The organism is Polaromonas sp. P1_F8 (assembly GCF_056405635.1).
This window is the reverse complement of sequence record NZ_JBFUBS010000004.1, coordinates 335826-354868: the sequence shown is the minus strand read 5'-3', so window position 1 is coordinate 354868 and position 19043 is coordinate 335826. Positions and strand designations below refer to the sequence as shown.

16 protein-coding genes are annotated in these 19043 nt (G+C 62.2%); 10 read left to right on the top strand and 6 right to left on the bottom strand.

Translation table 11 applies throughout. From position 1 onward, the window contains the following. Positions 1-194: 194 nt before the first annotated feature. Positions 195-1241, bottom strand: coding sequence for a homocysteine S-methyltransferase family protein (locus tag AC1D1J_RS16555; protein ID WP_477687712.1), 1047 nt, complete (start codon positions 1239-1241; stop codon positions 195-197). Between the two features lie 291 nt (positions 1242-1532). On the opposite strand from AC1D1J_RS16555, the gene AC1D1J_RS16550 reads away from it, so the two are divergent. Beyond that, positions 1533-1925, top strand: coding sequence for a rhodanese-like domain-containing protein (locus tag AC1D1J_RS16550; protein ID WP_457281761.1), 393 nt, complete (start codon positions 1533-1535; stop codon positions 1923-1925). Positions 1926-2042: 117 nt separating this feature from the next. Further along, positions 2043-3935, top strand: a complete 1893-nt coding sequence (recQ, locus tag AC1D1J_RS16545; RefSeq protein WP_477695267.1) for a DNA helicase RecQ — start codon at positions 2043-2045, stop codon at positions 3933-3935. A 51-nt stretch (positions 3936-3986) separates the two neighbouring features. Here recQ and AC1D1J_RS16540 read toward each other — a convergent pair whose 3' ends face one another. After that, positions 3987-5021 carry a glycosyltransferase family 2 protein gene (locus AC1D1J_RS16540; RefSeq protein WP_477695266.1) on the bottom strand — a complete coding sequence of 345 codons (1035 nt, stop codon included), beginning with the start codon at positions 5019-5021 and terminating at the stop codon, positions 3987-3989. Further along, positions 5011-5523, bottom strand: a complete 513-nt coding sequence (locus tag AC1D1J_RS16535; RefSeq protein ID WP_477695265.1) for a serine O-acetyltransferase — start codon at positions 5521-5523, stop codon at positions 5011-5013. The genes AC1D1J_RS16540 and AC1D1J_RS16535 overlap by 11 nt, the downstream gene beginning before the upstream one ends. Positions 5524-6015: 492 nt before the next feature. Here AC1D1J_RS16535 and AC1D1J_RS16530 point away from each other — a divergent pair, with 492 nt between their 5' ends. The 5 genes from AC1D1J_RS16530 to AC1D1J_RS16510 all read left to right on the top strand — a co-directional run bounded on the left by AC1D1J_RS16530 (position 6016) and on the right by AC1D1J_RS16510 (position 10982). Continuing rightward, positions 6016-6990 carry an amino acid ABC transporter substrate-binding protein gene (locus AC1D1J_RS16530; protein ID WP_477687795.1) on the top strand — a complete coding sequence of 325 codons (975 nt, stop codon included), beginning with the start codon at positions 6016-6018 and terminating at the stop codon, positions 6988-6990. An 85-nt stretch (positions 6991-7075) separates the two neighbouring features. Continuing rightward, entirely contained in the window at positions 7076-8278 is a 1203-nt protein-coding gene (locus tag AC1D1J_RS16525) for an amino acid ABC transporter permease (RefSeq protein WP_477670310.1), read from the top strand. A 1-nt stretch (position 8279) separates the two neighbouring features. Beyond that, the gene (locus tag AC1D1J_RS16520; RefSeq protein WP_477695264.1) at positions 8280-9383 is read left to right on the top strand and encodes an amino acid ABC transporter permease; all 1104 of its coding nucleotides are present in this window, start codon (positions 8280-8282) and stop codon (positions 9381-9383) included. A gap of 17 nt (positions 9384-9400) precedes the next feature. Beyond that, positions 9401-10144 (top strand): amino acid ABC transporter ATP-binding protein, encoded by a 744-nt coding sequence (locus tag AC1D1J_RS16515; RefSeq protein WP_477695263.1) that lies wholly within the window; start codon positions 9401-9403, stop codon positions 10142-10144. Positions 10145-10148: 4 nt separating this feature from the next. Further along, entirely contained in the window at positions 10149-10982 is an 834-nt protein-coding gene (locus AC1D1J_RS16510) for a class II glutamine amidotransferase (protein ID WP_477687707.1), read from the top strand. 93 nt (positions 10983-11075) lie between these two features. Here the strand turns inward: AC1D1J_RS16510 and AC1D1J_RS16505 are convergent, their stop codons facing one another. Beyond that, positions 11076-13439 (bottom strand): ATP-binding protein, encoded by a 2364-nt coding sequence (locus tag AC1D1J_RS16505; protein ID WP_477687706.1) that lies wholly within the window; start codon positions 13437-13439, stop codon positions 11076-11078. A 253-nt stretch (positions 13440-13692) separates the two neighbouring features. On the opposite strand from AC1D1J_RS16505, the gene AC1D1J_RS16500 reads away from it, so the two are divergent. Next, the gene (locus tag AC1D1J_RS16500) at positions 13693-14895 is read left to right on the top strand and encodes a threonine ammonia-lyase (protein WP_477687705.1); all 1203 of its coding nucleotides are present in this window, start codon (positions 13693-13695) and stop codon (positions 14893-14895) included. Between the two features lie 9 nt (positions 14896-14904). Here AC1D1J_RS16500 and AC1D1J_RS16495 read toward each other — a convergent pair whose 3' ends face one another. Then, positions 14905-15393, bottom strand: a complete 489-nt coding sequence (locus AC1D1J_RS16495; protein WP_477687704.1) for a glycine zipper family protein — start codon at positions 15391-15393, stop codon at positions 14905-14907. A gap of 138 nt (positions 15394-15531) precedes the next feature. Here AC1D1J_RS16495 and AC1D1J_RS16490 point away from each other — a divergent pair, with 138 nt between their 5' ends. Beyond that, positions 15532-15699: a hypothetical protein gene (locus AC1D1J_RS16490; protein WP_164483721.1), complete on the top strand. Its 168-nt coding sequence runs from the start codon at positions 15532-15534 to the stop codon at positions 15697-15699. A gap of 510 nt (positions 15700-16209) precedes the next feature. Further along, positions 16210-18102: a phosphoenolpyruvate carboxykinase (GTP) gene (locus AC1D1J_RS16485; protein ID WP_477687703.1), complete on the top strand. Its 1893-nt coding sequence runs from the start codon at positions 16210-16212 to the stop codon at positions 18100-18102. Positions 18103-18240: 138 nt separating this feature from the next. Here the strand turns inward: AC1D1J_RS16485 and AC1D1J_RS16480 are convergent, their stop codons facing one another. Continuing rightward, positions 18241-18897 (bottom strand): hypothetical protein, encoded by a 657-nt coding sequence (locus AC1D1J_RS16480; protein ID WP_477687702.1) that lies wholly within the window; start codon positions 18895-18897, stop codon positions 18241-18243. Positions 18898-19043: the final 146 nt, after the last annotated feature.

The window sequence follows — 19043 nt, the reverse complement described above, 5'->3', positions numbered from 1 at the left end:
CAGCGCCGGAGAATGAAAACAGGGTTCGGCAAAGGGGCCTGACTATAGCCGCGAAATATGACTTTTCGGGATATGACCGGACACGCCATCTCGTATGCATACTTATTAATTACACATACGTTGGGGTCGGGAAAGCGGCTTTTTTCAGCCACCCGACCGGCATCACCCGGAAATGATGCGGGGCAGCGCTGCCCTCAGGCGGCCTCTTTGTAGAAGGCGCCGCGCTGCAAGGAGCGGCTGGCAACCGGCGCAACCGCGTGGGCGATGGCACCTATGTGATCCGGCGTGGTGCCGCAGCAACCGCCCACGATGTTGACAAGGCCTTCTTCGGCAAACTCGCGCAGCAGGCGAGACGTCACGTCGGGCGTTTCGTCAAAGCCGGTATCGCTCATGGGGTTGGGCAGGCCGGCATTGGGGTAGCAGCTGATGAAGGTATCGCCCGCCACGCGAGCCAGCTCCTGGATGTAAGGGCGCATCAGGGTGGCGCCCAGTGCGCAGTTGAGGCCGACCGCCAGTGGTGCGGCATGGCGCACGCTGTGCCAGAAGGCCGTCACGGTCTGCCCGCTCAGGATGCGGCCCGAAGCGTCGGTCACGGTGCCGCTGATGATCAGGGGCAGGCGCTCGCCGGAGTTGTCAAAGTACTCATCGATGGCAAACAGCGCCGCCTTGGCGTTGAGCGTGTCGAAGATGGTTTCGACCAGCAGCACGTCGCTGCCGCCCTTGACCAGTGCCTCCGTCTGTTCGTAATAGGCCTTGCGCAACTCCTCGAAACTGGTGTTGCGCGCGCCCGGGTCGTTCACGTCGGGGCTGATGCTGGCCGTCTTTGGCGTAGGTCCAAGGGCGCCGACGACAAAACGCGGCTTGTCGGGCGTTGAAAACTTGTCGCAAGCGGCACGGGCGATGCGGGCCGACTCGTAATTCATCTCGACGGCCAGGCCGGCCATGTCGTAGTCGGCCTGCGCCACGGTCGTCGCGCCGAAGGTATTGGTTTCAATCATGTCGGCGCCCGCAGCCAGGTAGCCCTCATGGATGTCCTGGATCACGTCGGGGCGTGTCAGGCTCAACAACTCGTTGTTGCCCTTCACGTCTTTGTGGAAGTCCTTGAAGCGTTCGCCGCGGTACTGGGCCTCGTTGAGCTTGAAGCGCTGGATCATGGTGCCCATCGCACCGTCAAGAATGGCGATGCGTTGTTCCAGGATGGCCGGCAGTTGCTGCCCGCGGGTGTAGATGATTGGCTTCATGCCCCGATTTTAAGGCGCTGCGTCATTTCCAGCGGACCCGCGGATAGCGCCCCTGTTTTCAGCCGGGCATTCTGCGTCGGATAAGGCTCCAAGCCAGCATAAGCCGTGGAACCGGCTTTGCCGGGCCACAGGCGGGCGGCCCCCGAGGGGGCTGGAGCCCGCGTCTCCAAGCCTGCCTGCGCAGGCTTGGACGGGCGACAGAGGCGAAGCGTCTCGCGAGCCGCGGCCTGCAAGGCCTCGGGAGCTACACGAAGTGAGCGACCGTGGGGGCTTAGACTATCAGCCCCGACTATGAAAAACTTTCAACCCAAAGAAGCCTGGACCTGGTTGCAGGCACACCCTGACGCGCTGTTTGTGGACGTGCGCATGGAGATCGAGTCGCTGTACGTCGGCCGCCCGCCAGGCGTGGTCAACGTACCGTGGTACGAATACCCCGACCTGCAGCCGGACCCGCAAAAGTTTGCCGATGCGGTGGCGCGCGAAGCTGCCGGCAAGGCGCAGCCGGTGCTGCTGATTTGCCGATCCGGCAAGCGCACGCTGGACGCCGGCAAGGCACTGGAAGCGGCCGGCTTTTCCGATGTGCAGCATGTGGTGCACGGCTTTGAAGGTGAGCTCGACGAACAGTTCCAACGTTCCACGCTCTCCGGTTGGCGGTTTGATGGCTTGCCCTGGGAGCAGATGTAGTTTTTTTGTCCATCATTCATGCACTAAACAGGCCTGCAGCCCTTATTTCACCGGCGCAAGCAGCTACTATTTTTATAGCATTTTCTCTTCATCGTTTCGACTTTCCGGCTTAACACCTTGTCTTCACTGCCCATTTCCCAGCCCTCATCGACACCACTGGACGTGCTCAGCCGGGTTTTTGGCTATGACAGCTTCCGCGGGCCGCAGGAGGCCATCGTGGACCATGTGGTTCGCGGCGGCGATGCCCTGGTGCTGATGCCCACTGGCGGAGGCAAATCACTGTGCTACCAGATCCCGGCCATCGTGCGGCAAAACGCCGGTCACGGGGTCACGGTGGTGATCTCGCCGCTGATTGCGCTGATGCATGACCAGGTGGGCGCCCTGCATGAGGCCGGGGTGTCCGCTGCATTTTTAAACTCGACACAAAGCTTTGAAGAAAGCAGCCAGCTTGAAAAGCAATTGCTGCGCAATGAACTGACGCTGCTTTATGCCGCGCCCGAGCGCATCAACACGCCGCGCATGAAGGGACTGCTCGGCTCGCTGCATGAACGCGGCCTGCTCAGCCTGTTTGCGATTGACGAAGCGCATTGCGTGAGCCAGTGGGGTCATGACTTCCGGCCCGAATACCGATCCTTGAGCCTGCTGCACGAAACCTTCCCGAACGTGCCGCGTATTGCACTGACGGCAACCGCGGATGCACTGACGCGGCAGGACATGATTGAGCGGCTCAAGCTGGAAGACGCGCGGGCATTCGTCAGCAGCTTTGACCGGCCGAACATCCGCTACACCATCGTCGAAAAAACCGACGCCACGCGCCAGCTATTGCGTTTCATTGAAAGTGAACACGCCGGAGAAGCCGGCATTGTGTATTGCCAGTCGCGCAAACGCGTGGAGGAAATTGCCGAGGCCTTGCAGGACGCCGGCCTCAAGGCCATGGCCTACCACGCGGGCCTGGACAGTGCCCTGCGCCAGCAGCGGCAAGACCGCTTCCTGCGCGAGGAAGGCACGGTGATGGTCGCGACGATTGCCTTCGGCATGGGCATCGACAAACCTGACGTGCGTTTTGTAGCCCACCTGGACATGCCGAAAAACATCGAAGGCTATTACCAGGAAACAGGGCGCGCCGGCCGCGACGGCTTGCCCGCCAACGCCTGGATGACTTACGGCCTGCAGGATGTGGTGAACCAGCGCCGCATGATAGACACCAGCGAAGCCGCCAGCGAAGAGTTCAAGCAGGTCATGCGCGGCAAGCTCGATGCCTTGTTGACGCTGGCTGAAGACACGCGTTGTCGGCGTGTCAGCCTGCTGCATTACTTCGGCGAAGACAGCCAGCCTTGCGGTAACTGTGACAACTGCCTGCAGCCGCCGGTGGTATGGGACGCGACAGAAGCCGCACGCAAGATGCTCAGCTGCATTTACCGCGTGCAGCAGGCCAGCGGCATCAGCTTCGGCGCCGGCCACCTGATGGACATCCTGCGCGGCAAAGCCACTGAAAAAGTGCTGCAGTACGGCCACGACAAGCTCAGCACCTTCGGCATTGGCGCCGACCTGTCCGAAGTGCAGTGGCGTGGCGTGTTACGCCAATTGATCGCCAAGGGCATGGTGCGGGTCGACCCCGATGCGTTCAACACGCTGCAGCTGTTGCCTGATGCACGCCAGGTGCTCAAAGGCGAAGTCAGCGTGATGCTGCGCGAGCAGTCGGCCGGGACTGGCGAGCGGCGCAAAGGCAGCGCCAAAAAAGGTACCAAGACTTCCGCCAAAGGCATGGCCGAAGCATCGCTCAACGCAGGTGCGCTGGAGCGCCTGGCCCGCCTGAAAGCCTGGCGCGCCGAAGTCGCCCGCGAACACAACCTGCCGGCCTTCGTGATCTTTCATGACGCAACCTTGCGAGCCATTGCGGAACGCGCGCCGCAAGGCATTGCCGATCTCGAAGGCATCAGCGGTATCGGCGTCAAAAAACTCGAGGCCTACGGGGCCGAGGTGCTGCGCGTCTGCGCCGGGGCGGATTAGGCCCTCGCAAGCCGATGGCCGATTCCCGTGCGGTGCCGTCCGCCTGGCCGCTTAAGTTGCGCCAGACGTATCGCGGATTTCGACGCTGTCTATGGCGGCCCGCGCAGGGCGCTGCGGTGTCAACAGCCCGCGTACCAGGCCGGCGGCGTTAAAGCACCACGACACGACCGAAAACACGGCCTTGGTGGCGCTGCGCTTTCGCCATGTCATCAGCAGGACGGGTACCGCCGCAATACAGGAGAAAGCCCCGATGCGCGCTGTCCACGGCATGGGAACCACCAGAACGGCGAGCAACACTGCCCACCACGCCAGCACGGCGACATACAGCCGCAATTCGCGCACCCGCGTCAGCACCAGCCCCAGGTGCGACTCGCCCCAGGCCGCGCGCAGCACTTCACCCAGGCCGCAGATGTAGCGGCTGCGCCAGCGCCGCACCAGCAACTGATAGGGAGGCGCATCGTGGCCATGGTGTCGCACGGAATCGGTGCCCAGGCGCCACAGTTTCCAGCCCCGGGCATGCAGGCGCATCGCCAGGTCAAACTCTTCATAGCTGTGCAGGTTGCGGTCTGAAAAATACCCGGCCTGCTCCACCGCAGCCCTGCGGTACAGGCCACCCATGTCCAGCCGGTCCACCATGCCCGCCTGCATGTGGCCCAGACCCCGCTCCACCCGGGCGACATATTCCAGGCTGCTGGTATTCATTTCAACGACCTGCCCGCCCACGCCGGCCACGTCGGGGTGCGCCTGCATGAAGGCCAGCGCCTGCGGCAAAAACGCTGGCAGCATTTCCATATCGCCGTCCAGGATGTACACAAATTCGCCCTGTGAATGCTGGTACCCCAGCTGCGGGCCGATGCCGCAGCAGCGTTCATCGGCACGTGCCAGCTGCACGATACGGATGGGATAGGCAGACGCCAGCGCCACGGTGCGGTCGCTGGAACAGGAATCGGCCAACACCACCTCGCCACCGACCATCTGGACGGCCGCCAGCGCACTTTCTACCGCAGCCACGATGCGCTTTTCTTCATTCAGGGCCTTGATGACGATGCTGACCGTACAAGGCGTTTCGCTGGCTTCAGGAAGCATCGTCACGGCTCCTCAAAATAATGCGGGCCGGCACACCCACGGCAAGGGCTCCGGCGGGAACGTCCGTGATCACCACAGCGTTGGCGCCAATGTCGACGTCGTCCCCGATCCGTACAGCCCCCAGGATCTTCGCGCCGGCGCCGATATTGACGCGGTTGCCGATGTGCGGCGCCTCCAGCGGCCTGTCGATACGCTGGTTGCCGATGGTGACGCCCTGGCGGATGATGCAGTCGTCCCCGATCACGGCCTTGCCGTGCACCACAATCGCGCCGGAATGTTCTATGACGAGGCGCCTCCCGATCTGGGCCGAGACGCCGATCGTGACGCCGCAGAACATTTCAGCCAGCTTGGCCAGCACCAGGTGCACAGCGCCTAGCGGATAACGCACCAGCCTGGACTGAAAGCGGTAGCGCAGGTGCCCCAGCCGGTATACCTGCAGCGCCCAGAAGCCCAGGGACAAGGCGCCTTCCTGCGCCACACGCAAGTCTTCAAGAAAAGCCATTGTTTATTAAGCTTTCGTAACATGCATCAAGACGTGAAACCCCTCGCCCGGCCGCAGACTCCAACGGAGGCCGCTCGGAATTGGGGGAAGAAGTCCGCGGCAAAGTCCATCAGAACCCGACAAAAGCCAGAGCAGAAAAATTCAGCCTTGCGGAAATGCGGCGCAAGATTCGTACCAATGGACTCACCCGGAACTTGCCTGGCTGCGGTATCACCGGTGCAGGCAAGCTGTCAGAAGGCCATTGTGCCGGGGATGATTGGGTTTCCCTGTCAGCCGAATTCCCGCATAAGGCTATGCGTCTTTCGCTGTGGTCTGTCCTGACCCCCTAAGGGCTTGCCCTGAGAGAGGCCCGCAATACTTACGCTAGCATCCGCCATTGGCATGGTTTGTGCTGATGTTCGCCTACTTATTGACTGGAGAATCCCTGTGATCAAACTCGTAAAGAAACATGGACTTGTCGCCCTTGCAGCGGCCGGCCTCACTGTTGCGGCCATGGCACCTGCCCATGCCGGCAAGACACTGGACGCCATCAAGGCACGGGGTCAGGTCATCTGCGGCGTGAACGTCGGGCTGGCGGGGTTTTCCTCTGCCGACAGCAACGGCGCCTGGACCGGGCTCGACGTGGACGTCTGCAAAGCCGTCGCCGCCAGCGTGCTGGGCGACGCCAGCAAGATCAAGTGGGTTCCCCTGAACGCCCAGCAGCGCTTTACCGCCCTGCAGTCCGGCGAGGTTGATGTCCTGTCGCGCAACACCACGTTCTCGCTGACGCGCGACGCCTCTCTGGGCCTGCACATGACCGCCGTCACCTACTACGACGGCCAGGGCTTCATGGTCCCGGTGAAAAGCAAGATCAAAAGCGCCAAGCAGCTGAAAAACGCCACCGTCTGCGTGCAGTCCGGAACCACCACGGAAAAAAACCTGACAGACTTCTCCAAGGCCAACAACCTCAACATGAAACCTGTCGTGTTTGAAAAGCAGGAAGCCGTCAACGCCGCCTACTTCTCCGGCCGTTGCCAGGCCTACACCACGGATGCATCCGGCCTGGCCTCGGTGCGCAACAAGGAGGCCAAAGTACCGGCCGACCACCTGATCCTGCCGGAGCTGATCTCCAAGGAGCCACTGGGCCCCATGGTGCGCCGCGGTGACGACGAATGGTTCGCCATTGTCAAATGGGTGATCTACGGCATGATCGAAGCGGAAGAATATGGCGTGACCCAGGCCAATGTCGATGCCATGACCAAGGAAAGCAAGGACCCGGTGGTCATGCGCCTGACCGGTAGCGGCGAGGACACCGGCAAGCTGCTGGGCCTGGACAAGGAATGGCTGGTTCGCGCTGTCAAGGCCGTCGGCAACTATGGCGAAATCTTCGAGCGCAACGTCGGCCCCAAAACGCCCCTGGCACTGCCACGCGGCCAAAACAACCAATGGAACAAGGGCGGCCAGATGTACGCCATGCCGGTGCGCTGAACGACTCCTTCCGATGCGCTGAACGCAACGGGCCGCTCGCAACCATCCGTTGACGAGCGGCCCGTTTTACTTGGGTAACCGCCTTATGTCCGAGCATTCCCTGATTCCCGCGCGGCCGGCGCCGGCGCTGCGGCGCAGAGTTTTTTCCTGGCGCAGCAAGCAGGCGCGTGCCGTTGTCTACCAGATCCTGGCCGTCAGCCTGATCGTCTTCCTCGTGTGGCTGCTCGTGAGCAACACCATGAGCAACATGAAGACGCGCGGCATCCAGAGCGGCTTTGATTTTCTGTTTCAGCCCGCCGGCTTTGACATCGGGGAAGGCTGGCTGAATTACGACTCGATCGACCCCTACTGGAAAGCCTTTCTCGTGGGGCTGGTGAACACGCTGCGCGTGGCCGTGGTGGGCATTGTGCTCACGTCCGTGCTGGGAACCCTGCTGGGCGTGGGGCGCTTTTCGCGAAACGCCCTGATCCGCGGCCTGTGCTACGGCTATATCGAGATGTTCCGCAATATCCCGGTGCTGCTGCAGTTGCTGATGTGGTACCTGCTGTTCACGGAATACCTGCCGGCCATTGACCAGGCCCTGCATATCGGCAGCCTGGTGTATATCAGCAAGAACGGCCTGTCTTACCCCTTTCCGGTGTGGCATCTCGGGCAGACGCTGGCCCTCGTCGGCATGGCGGCCGGTGGTGTGGCGGGGTTTGTTTACGCGCGCCGGGCACGCCGCCACTTTGACCAGACCGGCCATGCGCGTCCCGTGTTGTGGGTGGTGCTGGGGCTGGTCGCGGCCGGTGCGCTCCTGGGCTGGCTGGCCGGTGGTGCGCCTTCCGAATGGAACCTGCCGAAACTGACGGAAACCCAGGTGGAGGGCGGTGGCGCGCTGTCGCCTGAATACCTGGCGGTGCTGCTCGGGCTGGTGCTTTACACCTCGGCCTTTGTGGCGGAGGTGGTCCGCGCCGGCATTGCCTCGGTCTCACTGGGCCAGCACGAGGCCAGCGCATCGCTGGGGCTCTCGCGCGGCCACTCCATGCGCCTGGTGGTGTTGCCTCAGGCACTGAGGGTCATCATCCCGCCGCTGACCAACCAGTACCTGAATCTCACCAAAAATTCGTCGCTGGCCGTTGCCGTGGGCTACCCCGACCTTGTGTCGATTGCCAACACCTCGCTCAACCAGACCGGCCGCGCCGTCGAGTGCATTGCCATCATCATGCTGATCTACCTCACCACATCGCTGGCCACCTCGGCGCTGATGAACTGGTTCAACAGCCGGGCCGCCATCAAGGAGCGCTGACATGAACCAGACCTTTGTTCCCGTCGCGCCCCGCCCGGCCCCCATCAAGATGGAGGGCCCGGGCCCCTGGCTGCGCAACAACCTGTTTTCCAGCGTCGGCAATGCGCTGGTGTCGGTCGGGGTCATCGCCCTGTTGCTGTGGGCCACATCGTCGGCCCTTCGCTGGGCGGTGTTCAACGCCGTCACCGCCGCCGACGCGGATGCCTGCCAGGCCGCACGCGGCATAGGCGCATGCTGGGGCGTGATCAACGAAAAAGCCCGCATCATCCTGTTGGGCCGCTACCCCCTGACGGAGCACTGGCGGCCGGAGCTGGCAACCTTTTTGCTGCTGGGCCTGGTGGTCGCAAGCTGCAGCCGCTGGTTCTGGAAACCCTGGCTGGGATTGATCTGGGTCGTGGTCCTGACGGCGTTCTTCACGCTCATGAGCGGCGGCATGTTCGGGCTATCCAAAGTGTCCACCGACCAGTGGGGCGGCCTGCCGCTGACCGTGATGCTGACGGTGATCTCCATGACGATTGCCTTCCCGATTGCGGTGGCGGTAGCGCTGGGGCGGCGCTCCAACATGCCCGCCATCAAGACCCTGTGCGTCATTTACGTCGAGCTGATTCGTGGCGTACCGCTGATCTCCGTGCTGTTCATGGCCAGCTTCATGTTTCCGCTGTTCATGCCCATCGGCAAATCGCCCGACGTGCTGATCCGGGTGATCGTCGGCATCACGCTGTTTGCCGCGGCCTATATGGCGGAGATTGTCCGGGGTGGTTTGCAGTCCCTCTCGAAAGGCCAGACCGAAGCAGCCGCCAGCCTGGGCCTGGGCTATTGGCAGACGCAGATCAAGATCGTTTTGCCGCAAGCCCTCGGCGCTGTGGTGCCCAGCATCATGAACAACTTCATTTCGCTGTTCAAGGACACCTCCCTCGTGACCATCGTGTCGCTGTATGAACTCACCGGGGCCCTGTCGCTGGCGGTCGGCTCCGATCCGAACTGGCGGCCGTTCAAGATTGAGGCTTACATCTTTATCGCCGCGATTTACTTTACCTGCTGCTTCGCCATGTCCCGCTACAGCCTCTGGATAGAGCGGCGGCTGGCTGTGGGCAAGGCCCGCTGACAAAAACAAGGACCAACATGAGTGATCCCATCATCTGCTTTGACAAAGTCAACAAATGGTATGGCAACAATTTCCATGTGCTGCGCGACTTGCAGCTGGACGTGCAGCAGGGCGAGCGCCTGGTGATTTGCGGGCCGTCCGGCTCGGGCAAATCCACGATGATCCGCTGCATCAATGCCCTGGAGGACTACCAGGAAGGCAAGCTCACCGTGGCCGGCTCCGTCCTCGGCGACGACATCAAGGCCATTGATGCCGTGCGCCGGCAGGTCGGCATGGTGTTCCAGCAGTTCAACCTGTTCCCGCACCTGACCGTGCTTGAAAACCTGACCCTGTCGCCCACCTGGGTGGCGGGCCTGTCCAAAAAGGAAGCGACCGAGCGGGCCATGCATCAGCTCGAACGCGTGCGCATCGCGGAGCAGGCACAAAAGTATCCCCTGCAGCTGTCGGGCGGCCAGCAGCAGCGGGTAGCCATTGCGCGTGCGCTGTGCCTCACGCCGAAAATCATGCTGTTTGACGAGCCGACATCCGCGCTCGATCCTGAAATGATCAAGGAAGTGCTGGACGTGATGATCTCGCTGGCCGAGCAGGGAATGACCATGCTCTGCGTGACGCATGAAATGGGCTTTGCCAAGGCGGCAGCCGACCGCGTGATCTTCATGGACCAGGGCCAGATTGTTGAACAGAACACGCCTACGGACTTCTTCAACCACCCGCAGACCGACCGGGCGAAGGATTTCCTCTCCAAGATTCTGGGACACTAGAAGGATGTGCCAACTCCTCGGAATGAATGCTGCCAAACCCGCGGACCTTCGTTTTTCATTCACGGGTTTTGCCGCACGCGGCGGCTTGACGGACCATCATGGCGACGGCTTCGGCATCGGCTTTTTTGAAGACAAGGCCTGCCGCATTTTTATGGACAGCCAGCCTGCCGCCACTTCACCCGTGGCCGAGCTGCTCAAGAGCTATGCCATCAAGTCCTGCAATGTCGTGTCCCATATCCGCAAGGCGACGCAGGGCGATCCGCAGCGCCTGGAAAACTGCCATCCGTTCACCCGTGAGCTCTGGGGCCGCCACTGGCTGTTTGCCCACAACGGCGACCTGATCAACTACTTTCCGGCCCTGGGCGGCAACTACCAGTCCGTCGGCACCACCGACAGCGAACGCGCCTTTTGCGCCCTGATGGAAAAACTCAAGGCCATCAGCCCGCGTGAGCCCTGCTCGCTGGACACCGTGTTTGACACCCTGTGCAACATGAGCGAAGGCACGGGCGAATACGGCGTATTCAACTACCTGCTCTCCAACGGCCAGGCGCTGTTCGCGCACTGCTCCACGCGGCTGTATTACCTGGTGCGGGAATGGCCGTTTTCACACGCCAAGCTCGTTGACGCCGACCTGAGCATCGACTTTGCCCAGACCAATGCCCAGGAAGACCGGTTGTGTGTCGTCGCTACCCAACCGCTGACGCTCAATGAAAACTGGCAGCAGCTGCAGCCCGGGCAATTGCTGTGGATTGAGGGCGGCCGTATCGTGCGGCAGGCGCAGCTGAAGGTCAGCGAGGATGTGCGGCGTAAAAACGAAGCCAACCTGGCTTGCGTATAGAAATGAGGCCTCAGACCAATACTGACGGGCGCAAGCAGCTATTCTTTTGATAGCAATCCGGCACTGACGGAGCGTCTGTAACAGCGCCTGTTCCTATTGCATGAACCCCATGGCCCGCCCTTCGCGTACCTCGGGCTTGATGCGGTGCTCTGCCTCCAGCTGGGCCAAAAACTCCTCGCTGGAAAACTCTGCCGCAAGAATATCCACCTGCCGCTTCACGGCCGCGAAATCACCCGGGCACAGCTGCACCAGTTTGCCGAGCCTCTCCCGCAGCGGGGCCGCAAGCCGGTCGGCATCGCCTCCAAGTGCTTCGGTGACAAACATCTGCTCACGCTGCGCATGGGTCAGCGGCATGAACCTGATCTTGAAGGTGAAACGCCGCAGCGCTGCCTGGTCCAGGCTTTCGAGCAGGTTGGTGGTGCAGATGAAGATGCCCGCATGGCGCTCCATGCCCTGCAGCATTTCGTTGACCTCGGTCACTTCGTAGGTGCGCTGGGCGCCGCGCCTGTCCTGCAGGAAACTGTCCGCTTCATCCAGCAGTAGTACGGCTTTTTCTGCTTCGGCTTCGCGGAACATCGCTGCCATGTTCTGCTCGGTTTCACCAACATACTTGCTCATCAGGTCGCTGGCCTGCTTGATGATGAGCGGCAAATCCAGTGCTTTGGCGATGTGTTCGGCCAATGCCGTCTTTCCCGTGCCCGGCGGGCCGTAAAAGCACAGGCTGCCGTGGCTTCGGCTTTTCAGTGCCTCGACGATACGCGGCACCTCGAACCGGGATTCGACATTGAGCATGGAAAGGTCGTAGGTGGTCGCATTGCGCCGGCCGGAAGTTTCCGCCCGGTTGCCCAACGCGACATCGGCATTCTTGAGCTGGCGCTCGATCAGCGACTCCATCAACAGCGGCCGCCCGCCGGACAGGATGGCCTGCATGCCTTCTGCGTCCACCTGCACATCCACCGCGTCTTCAGGCGCGCTGGCCAGCCGCGCAAACCGGACAGCCGTGCGTATTTGCGCGGGCGTCAGGCCCTTGCGGGCCGTCAGCTTGGCCACAAAGGCATCACTGACCTGAACACCTTCCAGTGTCTTGCGTACCAGGCCTTCACGGGCACCCGGCGGCGGCGACCTGAGTTCCAGGTGGTAGGCAAAGCGCCGGCGAAAAGCAGGGTCGATCTGCTCGATGCGGTTGGTGACCCACAGGGTGGGCACGGTGTTGGATTCCAGGATCTGGTTGACCCAGGCCTTGCCGCTGACCGATCCGCTGGCAGGTACGGGCAATTGTTCGGAGCGCGCCATCAGCTGCGCGGCTTCGCTGGAAATCGGCGGAAACACATCTTCGACTTCGTCAAACAGCAAGGCGGAGTGCGTGCTGCCCTTCAGGAAGACCTGGGCGATTTGCAGCGAACGGTAGCGGTCGCGGCCACTGAGCGAGTTGCCGTCACGGTCGGCATATTCGACTTCGAACAGGTCCAGGCCGGCGGCCTGTGCCACCACCTTGGCCAGCTCTGTCTTGCCGGTGCCGGGCGGGCCGTAAAGCAGCACATTCACGCCCTGCTCCTTGCCGGCCACCGCATTGCGCAACAGCGACACCAGCACCTGGGCATCGTCGTGCACAAAAGCGAAGTCCGCCAGGCCCAGGCTGCTGTGCGCGGCCGGCCGTGTGAAGACCGCCATCAACTCGTTCTGGTCGCGGTATTCGCGCATCAGCACCGGCGGCAGTTTTTCACTCACCTTCATCAGGTCCGCAAGGTCGGTGATGTTGTGCTCGGAAATCAGGTTCTCGACCATGCCGATGCGTTCCAGCCGCGAGCCGGCGCGCAGGGCTTCGGCAACCTCGGGCGCCTTCACCCCCGCCACGTCGGCAATGGCGGCGTAGGCCTCGGGCGCATTGTTAACCTTGAACTCCACCAGCAGGGAGCGCAGGTCGCGCTGGTAGCGTGCCAGGGTGCCGTAGAGCAGCAGCGCACGCTCGGCCCGGTTGAGCTGCAGCAGGTTTGCCAATGCATCGATGTTTTTCTCGACCAGCGTGGATTGTTTCTTGAGCGCCTGGGTCAGCCATTCGCCGGTGGCGGCCAGCACGGAGAGCAAGTCCTTTGGTTGGTCCTTCGCATGCTCGTCGAGGTAGAAGAACAGCGTGCCTTCTTCATAGGGGCCCCGCCAGGCGCCGTGGCGCGCCATGAACTCGGCGTCGGTCAGGCTTTCATGGCCGCGCCAGAACTCGTTGTCCTTGCAGCGGCGGCCGAGAAACTCGCGCAACCGCTGCACCGCCGGAAGCGGCCACACGAGATGCCGGCCCGAAAGCGAGAGCAGGCTGTTGAGGTCGCGGCGCACATTGAACTTGGCTCCTTGCCTTGCCGCCAGCGTCAGCACGAAATGCGAGCACATCAGGTCCAGCACCGGCGCTTCTTTCAGCCCGGGGGACAGCAGCCACTGCTGCTCGCTAACGGAACGCTTGCTCATGGACAAACCTCCCTTTGCAACTACACGGTTGGTAGACATGCCTGTGAGATACCCTGCTTCGAGACCGTCGCCTCATTGGCTATGAGCACCGCAGATGCGACCTGGTTCAATGAGACTCCACCATAACGCAGCTTGAAGCATCATGGAAGACGCTACTTGTACCCCCACGTGTGAAATGCACCACAGAAACTCCTGCGAAGATGCGCAAAGATGATCCCGCACAATCCCAGCATTGCCCCGCAGAGGAATTCCCATGCTCAGTCTCAAAGATATAGAAACAGCCGCCCAGCGCCTGCAGGGCCACCTGCTCGATACGCCCTGCGTGGAGTCCAAGACGCTTTCGCAGCTGACGGGCGCGCAGATCTACCTGAAGTTCGAAAACCTGCAGTACACGGCGTCCTTCAAGGAGCGCGGCGCCTGTAACAAGTTGGCCCAGCTCTCAGCCGACGAACGGCGCCGCGGCGTGATCGCGATGAGCGCTGGTAACCACGCCCAGGGCGTCGCGTACCACGCACAGCGCCTGGGCATACGGGCGGTGATCGTGATGCCGCGCTTCACGCCGGGCGTCAAGATCGAACGCACCCGGGGGTTTGGCGCCGAAGTAGTGCTGCACGGCGACACGCTGGACGAATCCCGTACCCACGCGCTGACGCTGGCCGAGCGGGAGGGCCTGGTCTTCGTGCACCCTTACGACGACGAAGCCATCGTCGCAGGCCAGGGCACGGTGGGGCTGGAGATGCTGCACGCGGTACCCGACCTGGAAACGCTGGTGATCGCCGTAGGGGGCGGCGGCCTGATTGCCGGCATGGCCACAGCGGCCAAAGCCCTCAAACCCGGCATTGAAGTCATCGGCGTGCAGACCTCACGATTTCCCGGCATGGTCAATGCCATCAAGGGCACCCAACACCCGCAAGGCACCAGCACCATTGCCGAAGGCATTGCGGTGGGAACGCCGGGCGTCATTCCACAAGCCATCATCGCGAAACTGGTCGACGACCTGGTGCTGGTAGAAGAAGGAGATATCGAGCAAGCCATGGTCATGCTGCTCGAAATTGAGAAAACCCTGGTGGAAGGCGCGGGAGCAGCCGGGCTGGCGGCGCTGCTGAAGTACCCGGAGCGTTTTGCGGGTAAAAAGATCGGCCTGGTGCTGTGCGGCGGCAACATCGACCCGCTGCTGCTGGCAGCCATCATTGAGCGCGGCATGGTGCGCGCCGGGCGCCTGGCCCGCATCAAGGTCAGCGTGCGCGACATTCCCGGCTCCTTAGCCAAGATCACCGCCACCGTGGCCGACGCGGGGGCCAATATCGATGAGGTGCATCACCAGCGCGCCTTCACCATGCTGTCGGCCCAGAACGTGGAGATCGAGCTGGTGATCCAGACCCGCGGGCGCGACCACATCCAGCAAGTACTGGCGGCGCTGAATGCGGCCGGCTTCGAGGCGTCAGAGCAGCACTAAGCTAAGGCCCTAATTCCAGCCAATCACCTCAAAGCCCTTTTCACTCAGGCAGCGCTGCACAAAGCTGCGGTAGGTGCTGTTGGGTTTGTCGTTGTGAAACGCGCCCGACACCGCACCCGCAGAGCCGCCCACGGCGGCGCCCGCGGCGCCGGAACGCAGTACGCCTTCGCCGCCGCGCCCGGTGATCAGCGCCCCCACCGCCGAAGCTACACCCCCGACGGCTGCGCCTTCACCGGCGCGCCGGCCGACTTCGTTGGTGCTTTGCGACGGGCTGAGCCCCGCGGCCGAGGCCCGTGACATGCAGGCGCTGGCCTCGGCCTGGCCTTGCGCGTCGCCCACCCGGTTGAGGGTGGCGTTGGGATAGAGCACGGGCTTTGCCGAGGCGCTGTTGGGACCGCTGGAAGCACACGCCGACAGCAAGGCCAGGGCAGACAAGGCAGCGCCGGCCGGAAAAAAACGGAACCGCCGCTGAGGCGCGAAATGGGCTGGGGATTTCATGCATTCCTTCCACAAATAAGCATGGCAAAGGTTACCGCAAGCCAGGCGCCGGGCATCTTTGTCGCCCGCATCTTCGTGTAACCATCTTCATGCGGGTAAAATCTGCGAAGAGTCTCAAGCATTTCAGGAATCACCCCCATGTCCAGTCCAGCCAGCCACACCACCAATGCAGCCCACGACAGCGCCACTCCCGCCCAGGAGCAGGACGCCGTCGACGCGATCGTTCCGTTGATCCCCATTGTTCTGCCCGTGGTGGGCGGCGTGCTGATGTTCCTGCTGGCGTTTATCGCCATCTACATGGCCTGAAAGCCCCCGCTCTCACCCCGAAAGTCCGCATCTTGCGGACTTTTTTGTTTCCGGGGCTCCGCGCCCTCTTCTCCACTCTCTTCCCGGCCCACTTCCCGGCCCCCTCAGCCTGTTCACCGAGGAACCGGCCTGAAACTGCGGGCCGAAACGGCCGTCCAGCCATTCTTCACCCCGATGTCATGACTGCAGGAACCCCGGTGCAGTCTATGCATAACCTCATGCCGGTTATGCATAACTTTTGCCTGTAACTTACAGGTAACTCGCGCCGATCTTCTTAAAATGAATTGACTGGCCGATCCGTGGAAGATGAAAAGCAGCCTCACGCTGCCGCTTTTTGTCATTGCGCCGCAGCACTTTTGAAGCTTGCGCACCGCCCGCCGACCGGGACCTGTTTGTTGTGCAAAGGGAAGCTTCCAAGCCTTATTCCGGCAGACGTCTGAGCAGCGCAACCGTCGAGGTTGCCGCGCGACGTTTCCCGAAATAACGCTTTTTAACTTTGGAGTTTTTTCGATGAACCACCCCGCGATGCAAGGGCTTAACCTCAACACGCCCCCCTACGTCAAGAATGCCAAACTGATTGCATGGGTTGCCGACATGGTGGCCTTGTGCAAGCCCGACAACATTTACTGGTGCGACGGCAGCGACGCCGAATACCAGCGCCTGTGCCAGCAACTGGTCGACGCCGGCACCTTCAAAAAACTCAACGAAGCCAAGCGCCCAAACAGCTTCCTGGCCTGCTCCGACCCGACTGACGTAGCGCGCGTGGAAGACCGCACCTTCATCTGCTCAGCCAAAAAGGAAGACGCCGGCCCGACCAACAACTGGATGGCGCCCGCCGAAATGCGCACCACACTGCAGCCCCTGTTTAACGGCTGCATGAAGGGCCGCACCATGTACGTGGTGCCTTTCAGCATGGGCCCGCTCGGCTCGCCCATCGCGCACATCGGCATTGAACTGTCCGACAGCCCTTACGTGGCCGTCAACATGAAGATCATGACGCGCATGGGCAAGGCCGTGTTTGACGTACTCGGCCTCGACGGCGAGTTTGTCCCCTGCGTGCACACCGTGGGCGCACCGCTGGCCGAAGGCCAGCAAGATGTGAAGTGGCCTTGCAACAAAACCAAGTACATCGTCCATTACCCCGAGACGCGCGAGATCTGGTCTTACGGCTCCGGCTATGGCGGCAACGCCTTGCTGGGCAAGAAGTGTTTTGCGCTGCGCATCGCTTCCAACATGGGCCGCGCCGCTTCGCAAGACGGCTCCGGCAACCCGGGCTGGCTGGCCGAGCACATGCTGATCCTGGGCGTGACCTCACCTGAAGGCAAGAAATACCACGTCGCGGCGGCCTTCCCCTCGGCCTGCGGCAAGACCAATTTTTCGATGCTGGTGCCGCCGGCAGGCTTTGAAGGCTGGAAGGTCACCACCATCGGCGACGACATCGCGTGGATCAAGCCGGGTGCGGACGGCCGCCTTTACGCCATCAACCCGGAAGCCGGCTACTTCGGCGTGGCGCCGGGCACCAACATGCTGACCAACCCCAACTGCCTGCGCAGCCTGGACAAAAACGTGATCTTCACCAACGTCGGCCTGACAGACGACGGTGACGTCTGGTGGGAAGGCATGGAGCAGGACGCCCCCGGCAAGGCATTGCCGGCGCACCTGATCGACTGGCAAGGCAAGGACTGGACGCCGCAAATCGCCAAGGAAACCGGCGCCAAGGCCGCCCACCCCAATTCACGCTTTACCGTGGCCGCCACCAACAACCCGGCGCTGGACCCGGCCTGGAACGACCCTGCCGGCGTGCCGATTGACGCCTTTATCTTTGGCGGCCGCCGTTCCAACACCGTGCCGCTGATCACTGAAGGCCGCAACTGGGTGGAAGGCGTGTACATGGCCGCCACCATGGGCTCCGAAACCACCGCCGCCATCACCGGCCAGGTTGGCGTGGTGCGCCGCGACCCGTTCGCGATGATCGCTTTTGCCGGCTACAACATGGCCGACTATTTCCAGCACTGGCTTAACGTGGGCCAGAAACTGGAAGCCTCCGGCGCCAAACTGCCCAAGATATTCACGGCCAACTGGTTCCGCAAAGGCGAAGACGGCAAGTTTGTCTGGCCCGGCTACGGCGAAAACATGCGCGTGCTGAAGTGGATGATCGACCGCATCGAAGGCAAGGGCCAGGGCGTCGAGCACATCACCGGCGTCAGCCCCCGCTACGAAGACATGAACTGGACCGGCCTGAACTTCAGCGCCGAGCAGTTCAAGACCGTGACCAGCATTGACAAGGCCGCTTGGCTCAAGGAGCTGGAACTGCACGCCGAACTGTTCAAGCAACTCGAACATCACCTGCCGAAAGAGCTGGAGGAGACCAAAGCCGCGATCGAGCGCCGCCTGGCCGCCTGACCGGCACGCCACGCGCGGGGCGTTTCGCACAACCTGCGGTACGCCTCACTTCCCGGTGCAGTGACTGCGCCGGGGCAAAAAAAAGCCACCGATCCGGTGGCTTTTTTGTGGGCCGCTGCAAAGAGCGGCGCCTGGCGCTTAGATGTAGCTGCGGTGGTAAGCACGCAGTTCTGCACCACCGAGGCGGCGGGCGCGCTGCGACAGACCGGCCGGAGCAGATACCTCATCAACCACAGCTTCGGCAGCAACGACTTTCGTGTCGGCCTGGCTGCGCAGGAAGGCCTTCAGTTCTGCGCCACCCAGGCGGAGAGCGCGCTGTGTCAGGCCGGCCGGAGCGGACACCACGGCTGCGGGGGCAGCAACAGCCTCTTCAACGGCGACTTGCTGGCGAGCCATTGCAACTTGCAGGTCGGCCATCACGCGGGGATCGTTCTTGGCGGCTTGCCACAGGCGCTGGTCGGCGCGGGCCTCAGCCAGGCTACGCGACCAGGCGTCCAGGCCAACCTTGAGGCTGACAGCGGCATTGCGCGCAGCGCCGGCGAAAATCGCCAGGACAGCAAAAGCGACAGCCCAGAGGCCGATCCACATGACCAGCAGGTGGCCTTCGGCGACGCTGTCCATCACTTGGTACGCCACCACCATCACGGCAGCCGCAACAGCGGACAAGAGCAGCGTGGCCAGGCCGCGGGTGCCGGAGAATGCACCGCCCAGCTGACGTACGGCACCAAAGGCCGACTCAGCGCGGACAACGCCGGGGTGCTGTGTGGAATATTTGATATTGACGAAGCTGGTCATGGTGAACTCCCTTTGGGTTAACTCCGCTGAACCAAAATTGCAGCGGGTAAGGGGATATTAGGGTTACCACTGATGTTATTCAACTTTATCTTTATGATGTGATTCATTCACATTGGTGATAACCTGAGGTTTTCCGGCCTTTTCTC